The 14118-nt window shown below is 59.4% G+C and carries 14 protein-coding genes; 7 read left to right on the top strand and 7 right to left on the bottom strand.

The window, feature by feature from the left end; genetic code table 11:
- Positions 1 to 2: 2 nt before the first annotated feature.
- Positions 3 to 2078, top strand: coding sequence for an ATP-dependent DNA helicase RecG (gene recG, locus D3M70_RS25540; RefSeq protein ID WP_120128368.1), 2076 nt, complete (start codon positions 3 to 5; stop codon positions 2076 to 2078).
- 85 nt (positions 2079 to 2163) lie between these two features.
- Positions 2164 to 3558 carry an aminoacyl-tRNA deacylase and HDOD domain-containing protein gene (locus D3M70_RS25535; protein WP_120128367.1) on the top strand — a complete coding sequence of 465 codons (1395 nt, stop codon included), beginning with the start codon at positions 2164 to 2166 and terminating at the stop codon, positions 3556 to 3558.
- Between the two features lie 126 nt (positions 3559 to 3684).
- On the opposite strand, the gene D3M70_RS25530 is transcribed toward D3M70_RS25535, so the two are convergent.
- The 4 genes from D3M70_RS25530 to D3M70_RS25515 all read right to left on the bottom strand — a co-directional run bounded on the left by D3M70_RS25530 (position 3685) and on the right by D3M70_RS25515 (position 6089).
- Positions 3685 to 4062, bottom strand: coding sequence for an SCP2 sterol-binding domain-containing protein (locus D3M70_RS25530; protein ID WP_120128366.1), 378 nt, complete (start codon positions 4060 to 4062; stop codon positions 3685 to 3687).
- 212 nt (positions 4063 to 4274) lie between these two features.
- The gene (locus D3M70_RS25525; RefSeq protein WP_037017594.1) at positions 4275 to 4550 is read right to left on the bottom strand and encodes an HU family DNA-binding protein; all 276 of its coding nucleotides are present in this window, start codon (positions 4548 to 4550) and stop codon (positions 4275 to 4277) included.
- Between the two features lie 189 nt (positions 4551 to 4739).
- Entirely contained in the window at positions 4740 to 5888 is a 1149-nt protein-coding gene (locus D3M70_RS25520) for an NAD(P)/FAD-dependent oxidoreductase (RefSeq protein ID WP_120128365.1), read from the bottom strand.
- A 33-nt stretch (positions 5889 to 5921) separates the two neighbouring features.
- Positions 5922 to 6089: a rubredoxin gene (locus tag D3M70_RS25515; protein WP_081564703.1), complete on the bottom strand. Its 168-nt coding sequence runs from the start codon at positions 6087 to 6089 to the stop codon at positions 5922 to 5924.
- A gap of 202 nt (positions 6090 to 6291) precedes the next feature.
- On the opposite strand from D3M70_RS25515, the gene D3M70_RS25510 reads away from it, so the two are divergent.
- Both D3M70_RS25510 and ubiA read left to right on the top strand, forming a co-directional pair.
- Positions 6292 to 6855, top strand: coding sequence for a chorismate lyase (locus D3M70_RS25510; RefSeq protein ID WP_120128364.1), 564 nt, complete (start codon positions 6292 to 6294; stop codon positions 6853 to 6855).
- A gap of 12 nt (positions 6856 to 6867) precedes the next feature.
- On the top strand, positions 6868 to 7758 hold the full coding sequence (gene ubiA, locus D3M70_RS25505) for a 4-hydroxybenzoate octaprenyltransferase (RefSeq protein WP_120128363.1): 891 nt from the start codon (positions 6868 to 6870) through the stop codon (positions 7756 to 7758).
- Positions 7759 to 7791: 33 nt separating this feature from the next.
- On the opposite strand, the gene D3M70_RS25500 is transcribed toward ubiA, so the two are convergent.
- Positions 7792 to 8172, bottom strand: coding sequence for a hypothetical protein (locus D3M70_RS25500; protein WP_120128362.1), 381 nt, complete (start codon positions 8170 to 8172; stop codon positions 7792 to 7794).
- 171 nt (positions 8173 to 8343) lie between these two features.
- Here D3M70_RS25500 and phoB point away from each other — a divergent pair, with 171 nt between their 5' ends.
- From phoB to D3M70_RS25485, 3 genes are all read left to right on the top strand, one after another.
- Positions 8344 to 9033, top strand: coding sequence for a phosphate regulon transcriptional regulator PhoB (phoB, locus tag D3M70_RS25495; RefSeq protein ID WP_062379821.1), 690 nt, complete (start codon positions 8344 to 8346; stop codon positions 9031 to 9033).
- 48 nt (positions 9034 to 9081) lie between these two features.
- Positions 9082 to 10383 carry a phosphate regulon sensor histidine kinase PhoR gene (gene phoR / locus D3M70_RS25490; RefSeq protein WP_120128361.1) on the top strand — a complete coding sequence of 434 codons (1302 nt, stop codon included), beginning with the start codon at positions 9082 to 9084 and terminating at the stop codon, positions 10381 to 10383.
- A 98-nt stretch (positions 10384 to 10481) separates the two neighbouring features.
- The gene (locus tag D3M70_RS25485; protein WP_120128360.1) at positions 10482 to 11822 is read left to right on the top strand and encodes a hemolysin family protein; all 1341 of its coding nucleotides are present in this window, start codon (positions 10482 to 10484) and stop codon (positions 11820 to 11822) included.
- 140 nt (positions 11823 to 11962) lie between these two features.
- Here the strand turns inward: D3M70_RS25485 and D3M70_RS25480 are convergent, their stop codons facing one another.
- Together D3M70_RS25480 and D3M70_RS25475 are read right to left on the bottom strand one after the other, a co-directional pair.
- On the bottom strand, positions 11963 to 12871 hold the full coding sequence (locus tag D3M70_RS25480; RefSeq protein WP_120128359.1) for a peptidoglycan DD-metalloendopeptidase family protein: 909 nt from the start codon (positions 12869 to 12871) through the stop codon (positions 11963 to 11965).
- A gap of 290 nt (positions 12872 to 13161) precedes the next feature.
- Positions 13162 to 14052 carry a response regulator gene (locus D3M70_RS25475; RefSeq protein ID WP_120128358.1) on the bottom strand — a complete coding sequence of 297 codons (891 nt, stop codon included), beginning with the start codon at positions 14050 to 14052 and terminating at the stop codon, positions 13162 to 13164.
- Positions 14053 to 14118: the final 66 nt, after the last annotated feature.

The raw sequence follows: 14118 nt of genomic DNA, 5'->3' as shown, positions 1-14118 counted from the left end.
GTATGACTGAGCTGTCCCACGTCTCGGTCACGGCGCTCAAGGGCGTCGGCGAGGCCATGGCTGAAAAATTGGCGAAAGTCGGCCTGGAGAATATTCAGGACGTGCTGTTCCATCTGCCGCTGCGTTATCAGGATCGCACTCGCGTCGTGCCCATTGGCGCATTGCGGCCTGGACAGGACGCGGTGATTGAGGGTGTGGTCAGCGGGGCCGACGTGGTGATGGGCAAGCGTCGAAGCCTGCTGGTGCGCCTGGGAGACGGCACAGGTGTCCTGAGCCTGCGTTTCTACCACTTCAGCAACGCACAGAAAGACGGCCTCAAACGTGGGACTCATGTGCGTTGTTATGGCGAAGCGCGGCCTGGGGCCTCAGGGCTGGAGATCTATCATCCTGAATACCGTGCGATCACTGGCGAAGACCACGTCGCGGTGGAGCAGACGCTGACCCCGATCTATCCGACCACCGAAGGCTTGACTCAGCAGCGCTTGCGCCAGTTGTGCCAGCAGAGCCTTGGCATGCTCGGTCCGCGGAGCCTGCCCGACTGGCTGCCCGACGAACTGGCGCGTGACTACCAACTGGCGCCACTGGCGGATGCCATCCACTACCTTCACAATCCGCCCGCTGATGCCGATGTCGAAGAGCTCGCTCTCGGCCATCACTGGGCGCAGCACCGATTAGCGTTCGAAGAGCTACTGACTCATCAGCTGTCTCAGCAGCGCTTGCGTGAAAGCCTGCGTTCTCAACGGGCACCCGCTTTGCCGGTGGCCAAGCGATTGCCAAAGCAGTTTCTCGCCAATCTGGGGTTTCCCCCAACCGGTGCACAGCAGCGAGTCGGCAAGGAAATCGCCTACGACCTCAGCCAACAGGAGCCGATGCTTCGGCTGATTCAGGGCGATGTTGGCGCGGGCAAGACAGTCGTCGCAGCACTTGCCGCGCTGCAAGCGCTTGAGGCGGGTTATCAGGTAGCGCTGATGGCGCCAACCGAGATTCTCGCCGAGCAGCACTTCATCAACTTCACCCGCTGGCTATCGCCGCTAGGCATCGACACCGCCTGGCTCGCAGGCAAGCTCAAAGGCAAGGCACGCGCAGCGTCACTGGAGCAAATCGCCAACGGCGCGCCGATGGTTGTCGGCACCCACGCGCTGTTTCAGGATGAAGTGCAGTTCAAGAATCTGGCACTGGTGATCATCGATGAACAGCACCGCTTTGGCGTCCAGCAGCGTCTGGCGTTGCGCAAGAAAGGCGTTGGCGGCCTGATGTGCCCACACCAGTTGATCATGACCGCAACACCGATTCCCCGAACGCTGGCAATGAGCGCCTACGCGGACCTCGATACGTCCATCCTCGACGAACTGCCTCCGGGCCGTACACCCGTCAACACCGTACTGGTGGCCGACAGCCGTCGTATCGAGGTGGTCGAACGTGTGCGCAACGCCTGTGCGGAGGGGCGTCAGGCGTATTGGGTCTGCACGCTGATCGAAGAATCCGAAGAGCTGACCTGTCAGGCGGCCGAAACCACCTTCGAAGAACTGACCAGTACCTTGGGGGAACTGAAGGTTGGCCTGATCCACGGGCGGATGAAGCCTGTGGAAAAAGCCGCGGTCATGGCTGAGTTCAAGCTGGGAAATCTTCAGTTGCTCGTGGCAACCACCGTGATTGAGGTCGGTGTTGACGTACCGAACGCGAGCCTGATGATCATCGAAAACCCCGAACGGCTCGGTCTGGCACAACTTCACCAGTTACGCGGTCGAGTGGGACGCGGCAGTGCAGCGAGTCATTGCGTGCTGTTGTACCATCCCCCGTTGTCTCAGATCGGCAAACAGCGACTCGGAATCATGCGTGAAACCAACGACGGCTTCGTGATCGCAGAGAAGGATCTTGAACTTCGCGGGCCCGGCGAGATGCTGGGAACCCGTCAAACGGGACTGCTGCAATTCAAGGTTGCCGACTTGATGCGCGACGCAGATCTGCTGCCCGCCGTCCGCGATGCAGCCCAAGCGTTACTGGAGCGCTGGCCCCAACACGTGAGCCCGCTACTGGAACGTTGGCTGCGCCACGGCCAGCAGTACGGTCAAGTGTGAAGCAGTCAGCAATCAGGACGTGTCTCACCTATATAACAACTAAGCTGGTTATACTTCAGCAATTGTAGGAATCTGGATACAGGCCATGACAGAAGTTGCCCACATCGACGCAACCCAACACGCCCCGTCTGTCATCCGGCAGTTGCTTGGCAAAGCTGCCATCAACTACCGCGAAGTCATGGACGACGAAACGCTAGTCACTGCGCAGAAGGTCCAGGCCATTCTGGTCCATGATTCCGTTGGGGCGTTACTCATCCTGTTTCCGCAAAGCCATCTGCTGGACCTTAACCGGATTACCGAGCTGACCGGACGCAAGCTGACAGCCGTGTCGCAAGAGCATCTGGATCAGATGCTCGGCAAAAACAATCTGCACACCCTCCCCGCCTTGCCAGCGCTGACCAGTTCGCCGTGCCTGTATGAAGAACGCATTCTGCAGGAGCCGACTGTACTGATCGATTCCGGCGAGCCGGGCCTGCTTCTGGAAATCAGCAGCGAGGATTTCAAGACCCTGCTGAGCAAAGCCAGCGCCGCGACCTTTGGTGAGCCGGTGACGTCTGTCCAGCCGAACCTCACACGCCCTGACGACGACCGCGATGAAATCACCAAGGCGGTCCAGAATTTCACGGCACGCCGTATTCAGCAGCGACTGGAAGCAACAGTGGAGATTCCGCCGCTGGCCGACACTGCACAGAAGATCATCAAGCTGCGCGTCGATCCCGATGCCACGATCGATGACATTACAGGCGTCGTGGAAACCGATCCTGCGCTCGCTGCGCAAGTGGTGAGCTGGGCCGCATCGCCGTATTACGGCTCAGCGGGCAAGATTCGCTCGGTCGAAGATGCCATCGTCCGCGTACTGGGCTTCGATCTGGTCATCAACCTCGCATTGGGTCTGGCGTTGGGCAAGACACTGGAACTGCCCAAGGATCACCCGCAACACGCGACGCCCTACTGGCAGCAATCGATCTACACCGCCGCCGTCATCGAAGGCCTGACCCGCGCCATGCCGCGCGCCAAGCGTCCGGAAAGCGGGCTGACCTATCTGGCGGGTCTGCTGCATAACTTCGGTTATCTGTTGCTGGCTCACGTATTCCCCCCGCACTTCTCGTTGATCTGCCGTCAGATCGAGGTCAACCCGCACCTGCACCACAGCTTCGTAGAGCAGCATCTGCTGGGCATTACTCGCGAGCAGATCGGCTCGTGGCTGATGCGCAACTGGGACATGCCTGAGGAGCTGGCCACTGCCCTGCGCTTCCAGCACGACCCTCAGTACGCTGGCGAACACTACGAATACGCCAACCTCGTGTGTCTGGCGGTGCGTTTGCTGCGCAAGGAAGGGATCGGCTCCGGCCCGATGGAAAGCATTCCAGACGAGTTGTTCGAGCGTCTTGAACTGCCACGGGAAAAGGCTCAGGACGTCGTGCAGAAGGTCCTGGAAGCCGAAGTGCTGTTGCGCGAACTGGCTTCGCAGTTTCATTGATTGGTCCTGAAAAGCAGGTGCTCGGCGCATGTCGCGCTGCACCTGTAGTCCGGCTTTCCGGCGGTGACGATCTTGGTAACGTCACCGCCGCCAAGCCGGAGGGCTACAACGATTTGCTCATGATCGTTACCCTTTCTTCTTCCGCGGCTTCAAATACTTCGTCAAACCTTGAAACCACATCACAAGCCCGGTATTGCCGGTGACTTGAATGTTCTTGTCCTGAATCCCCTGCATGAACGCCAGTTGCTTGTTCTTCGCCTGCATCGTCGCGAAGCCGTATGCGGCATCCTTGAACGAGATCGCGAACGCCGGGGAAGCCACTGCCCCGCCACGGCTGTTGATGCGCTGATCACGGACCACGAAATGCCGCGCGACCTTGCCGTCGGACGTCTGCAGCTGGAATGTCAGGTCCTTGCCGTTGAGCTGTTGCTGAAAAGCGGGATTGTTGCGACTGGCGCGGGCCATCAGAAGGCCCATCATCCAGAGAAGAAAACGAAACTTCATGTAAGACGCCTCATGCGATCAGGTGCGGATAAGCAGATGACCGCAGTGTAGCGATCTTGCAGCCACGATGAGCAAGCAGAACCCGACGGTCGCAAAGTGGCGGCGCAGACAGCCTGCACGTACAAAAGCGCGGGCGAAAAAAATGGGCATCCAACTTCTGTGGCATGCCCATTTCTGTGCTGTTCGCCTTCCGCAAGGCGTCCAGCGCTCTATTACGGATTAACGCTGTCTTTCAGGAATTTACCCGGCTTGAATGCCACAGTGTTGCTGGCCTTGATTTTCACCGGCTCGCCGGTCTGTGGGTTTTTACCCGTGCGCGCGCCGCGATGGCGTTGCAGAAAGGTCCCGAAACCGACGAGGGTCACACTGTCCTTTTTATGAAGGGCGTTAGTGATTTCGTCCAGGACGGCATTGAGGACGCGATTGGCTTGTTCTTTGGTGAGATCTGCTTTTTCAGCAATAGCGGCTGCGAGTTCTGGTTTACGCATATGAAGCCTCTTTTACGGTTTTTTGTTTTTATGTCCCGTGCTGCCCCTGAGAGGCAGCGAGCAGGTGCCGCGACGGCTCTACGTAGCGGCAGACCGGAATGAGGATGGCATGCCGCCGAGACCCGCGCCAGTACGTGAGCCACGTTTGTTTCAACAAAAATGCGCGTTATCCGACAGAACGACCGTTATTTATGCCAGCAGCGCAGGAAGCACCTTGTTCAGCGCCAGCTTCTCCATGACGGCAGCCCCTGTCAGTGCATATCCCAGCAGATTTCCATCGGCATCGTGGCAGAGCGCCTTGATGTCCGCACCCTGTCCCTCAACGCTCCAGACACCTTCCCGGCCCTTGGGCACGGGCGAGACCACCAGCGGACAGATCGGGGTTTTTACCGTCACGGGCATCGGCCCGTACTTGACGGGTGTCGGCGTCCCGGCCAAGGTTTGCGCCAGGGCCCGCGCACAGCTCATCAGCGGCATTACGTACAGCAGATTCAGGCCATCGACCTCGGCACAATCGCCCAAGGCAAAGATGTTGGCGTGAGAGGTCTTGAGGTGACGATCCACCACCACACCACGCCCGATCTCGAGACCCGCGGCAGCAGCCAGATCCACGCGAGGCCGTAGCCCGATGGCGGACACCACCAGGTCGCAATGCAGCACTTCACCATCGGACAGGTGCGCTTCGAGGCCGTCTTCGACTCGAGAGACGCGGGTCAGCACCGGGCCCAGATGAAACCGTGCACCCAGACTCTCTAGTCCGGCCTGAACCGCCGTCGCCGCCGCAGGATGCAGCAGCGTCGGCATGACCTGTTCGCACGGTGCGACCAGATCCACCTCGAAGCCGCCCAGGATGAGATCGTTGGCGAACTCGCATCCAATCAGGCCGACGCCCAGAATCAGCACGCGACGCTTGCCGGCGGCCGCCGCACGAAAGCGCGCGTAGTCTTCGAGATCGTTGATCGGGAAGACCGATTCGCTCGCGTCACCGTCCACAGGCACCCGCACGGTTTCTGCGCCCCAGGCCAGGATCAGGTCTCGGTAGTACACCGATTCCTCCCCGATCCAGAGGCGCTTGTGACCAGCGTCGATACCACTGACGCGAGTGTGGGTGCGCACTTCAGCATTCAGTTGCTCGGCCATCGTGCCGGGCTCCGCCATGCTCAGGCCGTCGGCTTCCTTGTTCTTGCCAAAGCCGGTGGAGAGCATGGGCTTGGAGTAGGAACGCCCGTCATCGGCGGTGATCAGCAACAGCGGCGTTTCGCTGTCGAGCTTGCGAAACTCACGAGCCAGGTTGTAGCCCGCAAGGCCGGTTCCAATGATCACCACGGGTGCGTTCATGCTTCTCTCCAGAGTCAGTCAGGTAGGCAGGGATCAGGCGATTTCGATCATTTCGAAGTCCATCTTGCCGACCCCGCAGTCTGGACAGAGCCAGTCTTCGGGCACATCTTCCCAGCGGGTGCCCGGAACAATGCCGTCATCCGGCCAACCATCGGCTTCGTTGTAAATCAGGCCACAGACTATGCATTGCCATTTTTTCATTGGTCGTTCTCTCGGTTCTCAGGCTAAACGTGCCCAGACGCTCCAGCTGCTGTCTCGCGTTTTTCGAATGGGTCAGGGCGTTTTACTGATCGCAAGGCGATGACGCAAGTTTCATCGTCACCGATGCCATGGCCCGATCATCGGCCAGGAACCTCAATCATGCTAAGCTCGCCGCCTCGATTGCTGCCAATATCTGCGTACTGTGACCCAGCAAACTCCTGCATTTCCAACCCCTGAATGGCTGTTGCGCGATCAACTGATCGAAGCACCCGAGGCTGCCGTCCTCGAATGGTTGTTCCATGAAGACTCGCTGACCCGCCGCCTGACTCGTCTCTCCCGCGACGGCTTCAGCGTCACGCCCTTGTCCGAAGGCTGGCAGCGCTTGCGGATCGACGAGTGTGTGGCGTTGCAACTGCCCGAAGGCAGTGAAGGCTGGGTGCGCGAGGTGTATCTGCTCGGGCGCGGCGAAAAGTGGGTCTTCGCTCGCAGCGTTGCCGGCCGAGCGGCGCTGGAGAACGACGGCCTGCACATGGACGAACTGGGTACTCGATCCTTGGGCGAGCTGTTGTTCAGCGACCGTGCATTTGCACGCGGACCCTTGCAGATCTGCCAATACCCGGCGCAATGGTTACCGGATGCCGATACGGCTCACGGACTGTGGGGACGCCGCTCGTGCTTCAGCCACGGCACCTTGAGCATCCTGGTGGCCGAAGTATTTCTGCCGACTGTCTGGCGCGCCGTCGATCAAGCCACCGACTCCCAATAAGGAGCGTCACTGATGTACCTGTCGCTGCTCAAGTCCCTCAACCGTCTGCACCCTCGCATCTGGGATTTCATTCAACTGACCCGGATCGACAAACCAATCGGCATTTATCTGCTGCTATGGCCGACGCTGTGGGCGCTGTGGATTGCGGGCAAAGGCTCGCCGTCACTGGCCAATGTGCTGATATTCGTGATCGGGGTGTTCCTGATGCGTGCCGCAGGCTGCGTGATCAATGACTTCGCTGATCGCAAGGTCGACGGCCACGTCAAGCGCACCGAGCAGCGCCCATTGGTGAGCGGCAAGGTCAGCTCCAAAGAAGCGCTGGTGCTGTTTGCAGTGTTGGTAGGGCTGAGCTTCGCGCTGGTGCTGCTGACCAACTCGACAACCGTATGGCTGTCGTTCGGCGGACTGGCGCTCGCGGCAACCTATCCGTTCATGAAGCGCTACACCTATTATCCGCAAGTGGTCTTGGGCGCCGCGTTTTCGTGGGGCATGCCGATGGCGTTCACTGCCGAGACCGGCGACCTGCCCGCTGCCGCGTGGCTGCTGTACATCGCCAACCTGCTCTGGACAGTGGGTTACGACACGTATTATGCGATGACCGACCGGGAAGACGACTTGAAGATCGGCGTGAAATCCACCGCTGTGCTATTCGGCGATGCCGATCGGGTGATCATCCTGACACTGCAGGGCCTGGCCCTGTTCTGCCTGATGCTGGCCGGATCACGCTTCGAGCTGGGACTGTATTTCTTCCTCGGCCTGCTGGTCGCGGCCGGATGCTTCGCCTGGGAGTTCTGGTCGACTCGCAACAAGGAACCGCAGGCCTGCTTCAAGGCATTTCTTCACAACCACTGGGCAGGATTGGCGATCTTCGTCGGGATCGTGCTGGATTACGCGCTGCGCTGATCCTCAGAGGGCCAGCGCGGCGGCAGGTTCAGATCATGGTTTTGCGACGTGCCAGACGTCCTTGACGCCATCGCCAGTCTTGTCGCCTGGGGCCTTGTCCTTGATGAAGGTGTACAGCGCCTTGCCTTTGTAGACCCACTGCGACACGCCGTCGTCACGCTTGATGATGGTCCAGTCGCCTTCGGCCTTGTCATCGGTGGCGGCGGTCATCGGCGGCCAGTTCTTGGCGCAGTCATCGTTGCACACCGACTTGCCGGCCGAGGTGTCCTTGTCGAAGGTGTAAAGGGTCATGCCTTTCTTATCAACCAGAATGCCGTCCTTGACGTCGGCCTGATGATGAGCGAATGCCAGCCCGGATGACACCAGCGCGGCGGCAGCCAAAAGACCGGTAAAAACAGCAGAAAATTTAGCCATAAGATGAAGCCCCTTTTTGTATTGGTTACATGGACATTCGTTGTAGGACAAGACCACAAGCTTAGCGCTAGACCGGGCAATGCGCCTCGTTCGAACTAACCTGTCACACGACTGCAATAATTCCGTTATCTAATGCGCCCCAAGACAGTTAAATGACATGAGGTTCGAGGCATGGTTGGCAGGAGCATTCTGATCGTCGACGACGAAGCGCCGATCCGCGAAATGATTGCGGTCGCACTGGAAATGGCCGGCTATGACTGCATGGAGGCAGAGAACTCTCAGCAAGCCCACGCTGTCATCGTCGACCGCAAACCCGATTTGATCCTGCTCGACTGGATGCTGCCCGGCACATCCGGCATCGAACTGGCGCGCCGTCTGAAGCGGGACGAGCTGACCGGGGACATCCCGATCATCATGCTCACCGCCAAGGGCGAAGAGGACAACAAGATCCAGGGTCTCGAAGTCGGCGCCGACGATTACATCACCAAGCCATTCTCTCCTCGTGAACTGGTCGCGCGCCTCAAAGCCGTTCTGCGCCGCGCAGGCCCGAACGACGGCGAATCACCCATCGAAGTCGGCGGCCTGTTGCTCGACCCGATCAGTCACCGGGTGACCATCGACGGCAAACCCGCCGAAATGGGCCCGACCGAATACCGCCTGCTGCAGTTCTTCATGACTCACCAGGAGCGTGCCTACACCCGCGGGCAATTGCTCGATCAGGTCTGGGGCGGCAACGTTTACGTCGAAGAGCGTACCGTCGACGTACACATCCGTCGGCTGCGCAAAGCCCTCGGCGATGCCTATGAAAATCTGGTACAAACCGTCCGCGGTACTGGTTACCGTTTTTCCACCAAAAGCTGAAAAAGCTTTTGGTAGCGACTCGGATCGCTGAAGACAAGGACGCGTTAATTGAATCAAAACTGGCATGGCACCCTGATCCGCCACCTGCTGCTATTGGTCACGGCCTCGCTGCTGGCCGGGCTGATCAGCGGGCACTATGGCTGGTGTCTGGCAATCGGGCTGGGGCTCTACCTGGCCTGGACCCTCAAGCAGCTGCTGCGCCTGCATGACTGGCTGCGTCATCACAAACCCGATGAGCCACCACCCGACGGCTATGGCCTGTGGGGCGAAGTGTTCGACAGCATTTATCACCTGCAACGCCGCGATCAGCGGGTGCGCGGGCGGCTGCAAGCGGTTATCGACCGGGTTCAGGAATCCACTGCCGCGCTCAAAGACGCGGTCATCATGCTCGACAGCGAAGGCAATCTGGAATGGTGGAACCGCGCCGCCGAAACCCTGCTAGGCCTTAAAACGCCACAGGACAGTGGCCAGCCCGTGACCAATCTGGTGCGTCATCCGCGTTTCAAGGAATACTTCGAGCAGGGCAATTACGCCGAACCCTTGGAGATTCCATCGCCAGGCAACGACCGCTTACGCATCCAGATGCTGATCACGCGTTACGGCAACAACGAGCATCTGATGCTGGTGCGCGACGTGACGCGTCTTCATCTGCTTGAACAGATGCGCAAGGATTTCGTGGCCAACGTGTCCCACGAGCTGCGTACGCCATTGACCGTAATCTGCGGTTATCTGGAAACGTTGCTCGATAACGTCGAGGAAGTGAATCCGCGCTGGGTCCGCGCACTGCAACAAATGCAGCAGCAAGGTGGGCGCATGCAGACGCTGCTCAATGACCTGCTGTTATTGGCCAAGCTCGAAGCCACCGATTACCCGTCCGACAACCAGCCCGTTGCAGTACCCGCCTTGCTGCAAAGCATAAAGAACGACGCGCAGGCGCTGTCTGGCGCCAAGAATCAGGAGATCACCCTGGACCTGGAAAGCGACTGGAGCCTGAAGGGCAGCGAAGCAGAATTGCGCAGCGCGTTCTCCAACCTGATCTTCAACGCCGTGAAATACACCCCGGCCGAGGGCAAGATCCGCATCCGCTGGTGGGCCGACGGTCGCGGCGCGCACTTGAGCGTGCAGGATTCCGGAATTGGTATCGACACCAAACACATCCCGCGTCTGACCGAGCGCTTCTACCGGGTGGACTCCAGTCGCGCGTCCAACACGGGGGGCACCGGGCTGGGCCTGGCGATCGTCAAGCATGTGCTGTTGCGCCATCGCGGTACGATGGAGATCAACAGCGTGTTGGGCAAAGGCAGCGTATTCATCTGCAACTTCGCTCCAATCCAGATGACCAAGGCCTAGCCATAGCGGCAGATAGCCGCTAAATTGCATCGCTTATGCCCTCCAATTGTGAGGGCTTATTTCATCCTTCTTCAAAACGGAACCTGCAAAACCCCATCATGGACCCTTCCCCTGGTATCAGCCTGGCTTCAATTTTCGCCGACTTCGGCATGATTCTCTTTGCAATGATTCTGGTACTGCTCAACGGTTTTTTCGTTGCGGCAGAGTTCGCCATGGTCAAGCTGCGCTCCACTCGGGTGGAGGCCATCGCCGAGAAAAACGGCTGGCGCGGCCGCATCCTGCGCACGGTGCATAGCCAGCTCGATGCCTATCTCTCGGCGTGCCAGCTGGGCATCACCCTCGCCTCGCTGGGCCTTGGCTGGGTCGGCGAACCCGCCTTCGCGCATCTATTGGCGCCACTGCTCGAGGCGATGGGAGTAGGCTCACCTGAAGTGATCAAGGGGGTTTCGTTCTTCTCCGCCTTCTTCATGATTTCCTATCTGCACATTGTGGTCGGCGAGTTGGCCCCCAAATCCTGGGCCATTCGCAAACCCGAGCTGCTGTCGCTGTGGACGGCCGTTCCGCTGTACCTGTTCTACTGGGTCATGTACCCGGCGATCTATCTGCTCAACGCCAGCGCCAACGGCATTCTGCGCATCGCCGGCCAAGGCGAGCCCGGCCCGCATCATGAGCACCATTACAGCCGTGAAGAACTCAAACTGATCCTGCACTCCAGCCGTGGCCAGGACCCGAGCGACCAAGGCATGCGCGTGCTGGCCTCGGCAGTGGAAATGGGCGAACTGGAAGTGGTCGACTGGGCCAACTCCCGGGAAGACATGGTGACGCTGGACTGCAACGCGCCGCTCAAGGAAATCCTCGCGCTGTTTCGTCGCCACAAATTCAGCCGATATCCGGTCTATGACGCCCAACGCAACGAGTTCGTCGGCCTGTTGCACATCAAGGATCTGTTGCTGGAACTCGCAGCGCTGGATCACATTCCCGAGTCGTTCAACCTGGACGAGTTGACCCGCCCATTGGAGCGCGTCTCCAAGCACATGCCTCTGTCACGCCTGCTGGAGCAGTTCCGTCAGGGCGGCGCGCATTTCGCGGTGGTCGAGGAAGCCGACGGCAAGGTCATCGGTTACCTGACCATGGAAGACGTGCTGGAAGTGCTGGTAGGTGACATTCAGGACGAACACCGCAAGGCCGAGCGCGGCATCCTCGCTTACCAACCGGGCAAGCTGCTGGTGCGCGGCGATACGCCGTTGTTCAAGGTCGAGCGTCTGCTGGGCATCGATCTGGACCACGTTGAAGCCGAGACCCTGGCTGGCCTGATCTACGACAGCCTCAAGCGTGTGCCTGAGGAAGAAGAAGTGATGGAGATCGAAGGCCTGCGCATCATCATCAAGAAGATGAAAGGCCCGAAGATCGTGCTGGCCAAGGTTCTGAAGCTGGATTGATGTCCTTCTGAACGCACACAAACTCGTGTAGGAGCGCGCTTGCCGCGAAAGGTTGTGTCAGGCAATGAATATGTCTGAAATCGACCGTTATCGCGGGCAAGCGCGCTCCTACATTGGCCCGCATCAACCGACAGAAATGATCAATTCCCGCCAATCGCAAAGTTCGGCAGGTTCTGTACCGGCTGAGCGAACTCATACGGGATCGATTCCAGCGCCAGCCCCACGTTGCGCTGCACCACGAAGTGCAGGTGGGGGCCAGTGCTGTTGCCGGTGTTACCCGAACGCCCCAGCGGCGTGCCTACCGTCACTCGCTCGCCGTCTTTCACACTGACCGATCCCTGCTTGAGGTGCAGATAGACGCCCATGGTGCCGTCATCATGCAAGATGCGCACAAAATTGCCCGACGGGTTAGCGCCACGGCCCGACTGCCCGTTCTCGGTCTTGATGACGGTACCGCCACGGGCCGCAATGATTTGCGTGCCTTCAGGCATGGCGATGTCGATGGCATAGCGGCTCTTGGCGCCAACATGACTATAGGAGCCGTTAGGCCCTTGGCTGATTCGAAAAGGCCCACCCACCCAGGGCAACGGATAGCGATAGGCGAAACCGCCCGCCGAGACGCTGCGCTGCGGATCGCCGACAATCGAGCGCAGGCTTGGCTTATAGGCCATGGCTTTGCCGGGGACTTGGGGGCTGAGTGCGAGCAATCGTTCGTTACTGCGCGCAGGAATCGTGCGACGGATCACCTGATCGGCAACGCCCACCACGTTTTTCACGCCCGACAAACGCAGTTCGATTTCCACTGGCGCGTAAAGATCGTTACGCACATAAAGGCTATCAGTGCCCTTGGCTTTCTTGACGTTGAGTCGCACCTGACTGTCGATGCGCTCGACCATGCGCTCTCGCAGTTTCATGACCTGCGCGCCGGGGACTGGTTGATCGGTAAACGAAACCACTCCGTTGGCATCGGTAAATCGGTAGATGGTGGCGGCTGCGGCCGATTGCGCAGCCAACGCCAAAACACACATCACCAGAAAGCGCTCTAACATCTGGATAGGCCTGGCTTAGGGGACGATGGGGGCCAGCCTAACAGCGAAACCGATCAAAAAGGACTCATCCGTATCAATCGGCAATAGACGAAGCGTCAAGGAAATCGCGTCAGGTCCAGGCGCGAAGGGATTTGCAATTTCTATGCTTCAGGGAGTGCGGTTCGTCAGCCAAACAAGAACCTGAGTGTAGGAGCGCGCTTGCCCGCGATTGCAGTGTGTCAGCGGATGAATATGCCTCAGATACACCGCCATCGCGGGCAAGCGCGCTCCTACAGAAGATTACCGCTACCTTACGCACCCGGCACGAAGTGCTTCTGCGCTGTACCACGGGCAATCAGGCGCGACAGGTAGTCGAGCTTCTGGGTGTCCTGGTCGACAAAGCGGAAGGTCAGTTGCAGCCAGTCACTGTCTGGTTTCTGCTCGAAAGCAGCAATAGCGTGCAAATAGCCATTGAGCCGCGCGACTTCAGCGTTCTCCCCCTGCTCGAGGTCTAGCACCGCGCTGTCGAGGATCTGAGGCAGTGCTTCGCTGCGACGCACCACCAGCAAAGCTTCCTTGAGCGTCAACGCTTTGATGACACACTGCTGAATACCGCTGGAAAGACGCAACTGCCCTTGACCACGGCCGGTCGGCTCGGCAGGCGCTACCGGCTTGGCCATCGGCTTGATCAGGGGTTGTGCAGGTGCTGTTGGCGAAGCACTGACCACTTCCGGGCGATTGCCGGTCAATGCGCCCAGCGAGTCGTTGGCGAAGGCCGCATTTGCCCGTGCCGGGGCGCCGGTCATCAGGGCCTCCAGTTTGCCGACCTTGTGCAGCGCTTTCTTGACCTTGGTCAGCAGTTGCTCGTTGGTGAACGGTTTGCCGATGAAATCGGAAACACCGGCGTGAATCGCCTGAATGACGTTTTCCTTGTCTCCACGGCTGGTCACCATGATGAACGGCATGTTTTTCAGGCTTTCTTGCTGACGGCACCAGGTCAGCAGCTCAAGGCCGGACATCTCGGGCATTTCCCAATCGCACAGCACAAGGTCGAAGACCTCTTTGGTCAGCAGCACCTGGGCTTTGCGACCGTTGACCGCATCTTCGAGGGTGACACCGGGGAAGGCGTTGCGCAGCCCCTTCTTGACCAGGTCGCGGATGAACGGCGCGTCATCCACCACCAAAACACTGACTTTACTCATCGACGCTCCTGATGGCGTGTTCACCGCAAATGGCGAGCATATCGCTGGCTGGTGGCCAACTGCCAA

Source organism: Pseudomonas sp. LS-2 (assembly GCF_003605735.1).
Taxonomy (GTDB): domain Bacteria; phylum Pseudomonadota; class Gammaproteobacteria; order Pseudomonadales; family Pseudomonadaceae; genus Aquipseudomonas.
Note: the sequence above shows the minus strand (reverse complement) of the source record. Positions and strands in the feature narration are given on the sequence as shown.

Excerpts from the sequence above, each read along its gene's own strand:
- recG (WP_120128368.1), top strand. The coding sequence starts at position 3 with ATGACTGAGCTGTCCCACGTCTCGGTCACGGCGCTCAAGGGCGTCGGC.
- D3M70_RS25535 (WP_120128367.1), top strand. The coding sequence starts at position 2,164 with ATGACAGAAGTTGCCCACATCGACGCAACCCAACACGCCCCGTCTGTC.
- D3M70_RS25530 (WP_120128366.1), bottom strand. The coding sequence starts at position 4,062 with ATGAAGTTTCGTTTTCTTCTCTGGATGATGGGCCTTCTGATGGCCCGC.
- D3M70_RS25525 (WP_037017594.1), bottom strand. The coding sequence starts at position 4,550 with ATGCGTAAACCAGAACTCGCAGCCGCTATTGCTGAAAAAGCAGATCTC.
- D3M70_RS25520 (WP_120128365.1), bottom strand. The coding sequence starts at position 5,888 with ATGAACGCACCCGTGGTGATCATTGGAACCGGCCTTGCGGGCTACAAC.
- D3M70_RS25515 (WP_081564703.1), bottom strand. The coding sequence starts at position 6,089 with ATGAAAAAATGGCAATGCATAGTCTGTGGCCTGATTTACAACGAAGCC.
- ubiA (WP_120128363.1), top strand. The coding sequence starts at position 6,868 with ATGTACCTGTCGCTGCTCAAGTCCCTCAACCGTCTGCACCCTCGCATC.
- D3M70_RS25500 (WP_120128362.1), bottom strand. The coding sequence starts at position 8,172 with ATGGCTAAATTTTCTGCTGTTTTTACCGGTCTTTTGGCTGCCGCCGCG.
- phoB (WP_062379821.1), top strand. The coding sequence starts at position 8,344 with ATGGTTGGCAGGAGCATTCTGATCGTCGACGACGAAGCGCCGATCCGC.
- D3M70_RS25485 (WP_120128360.1), top strand. The coding sequence starts at position 10,482 with ATGGACCCTTCCCCTGGTATCAGCCTGGCTTCAATTTTCGCCGACTTC.
- D3M70_RS25480 (WP_120128359.1), bottom strand. The coding sequence starts at position 12,871 with ATGTTAGAGCGCTTTCTGGTGATGTGTGTTTTGGCGTTGGCTGCGCAA.
- D3M70_RS25475 (WP_120128358.1), bottom strand. The coding sequence starts at position 14,052 with ATGAGTAAAGTCAGTGTTTTGGTGGTGGATGACGCGCCGTTCATCCGC.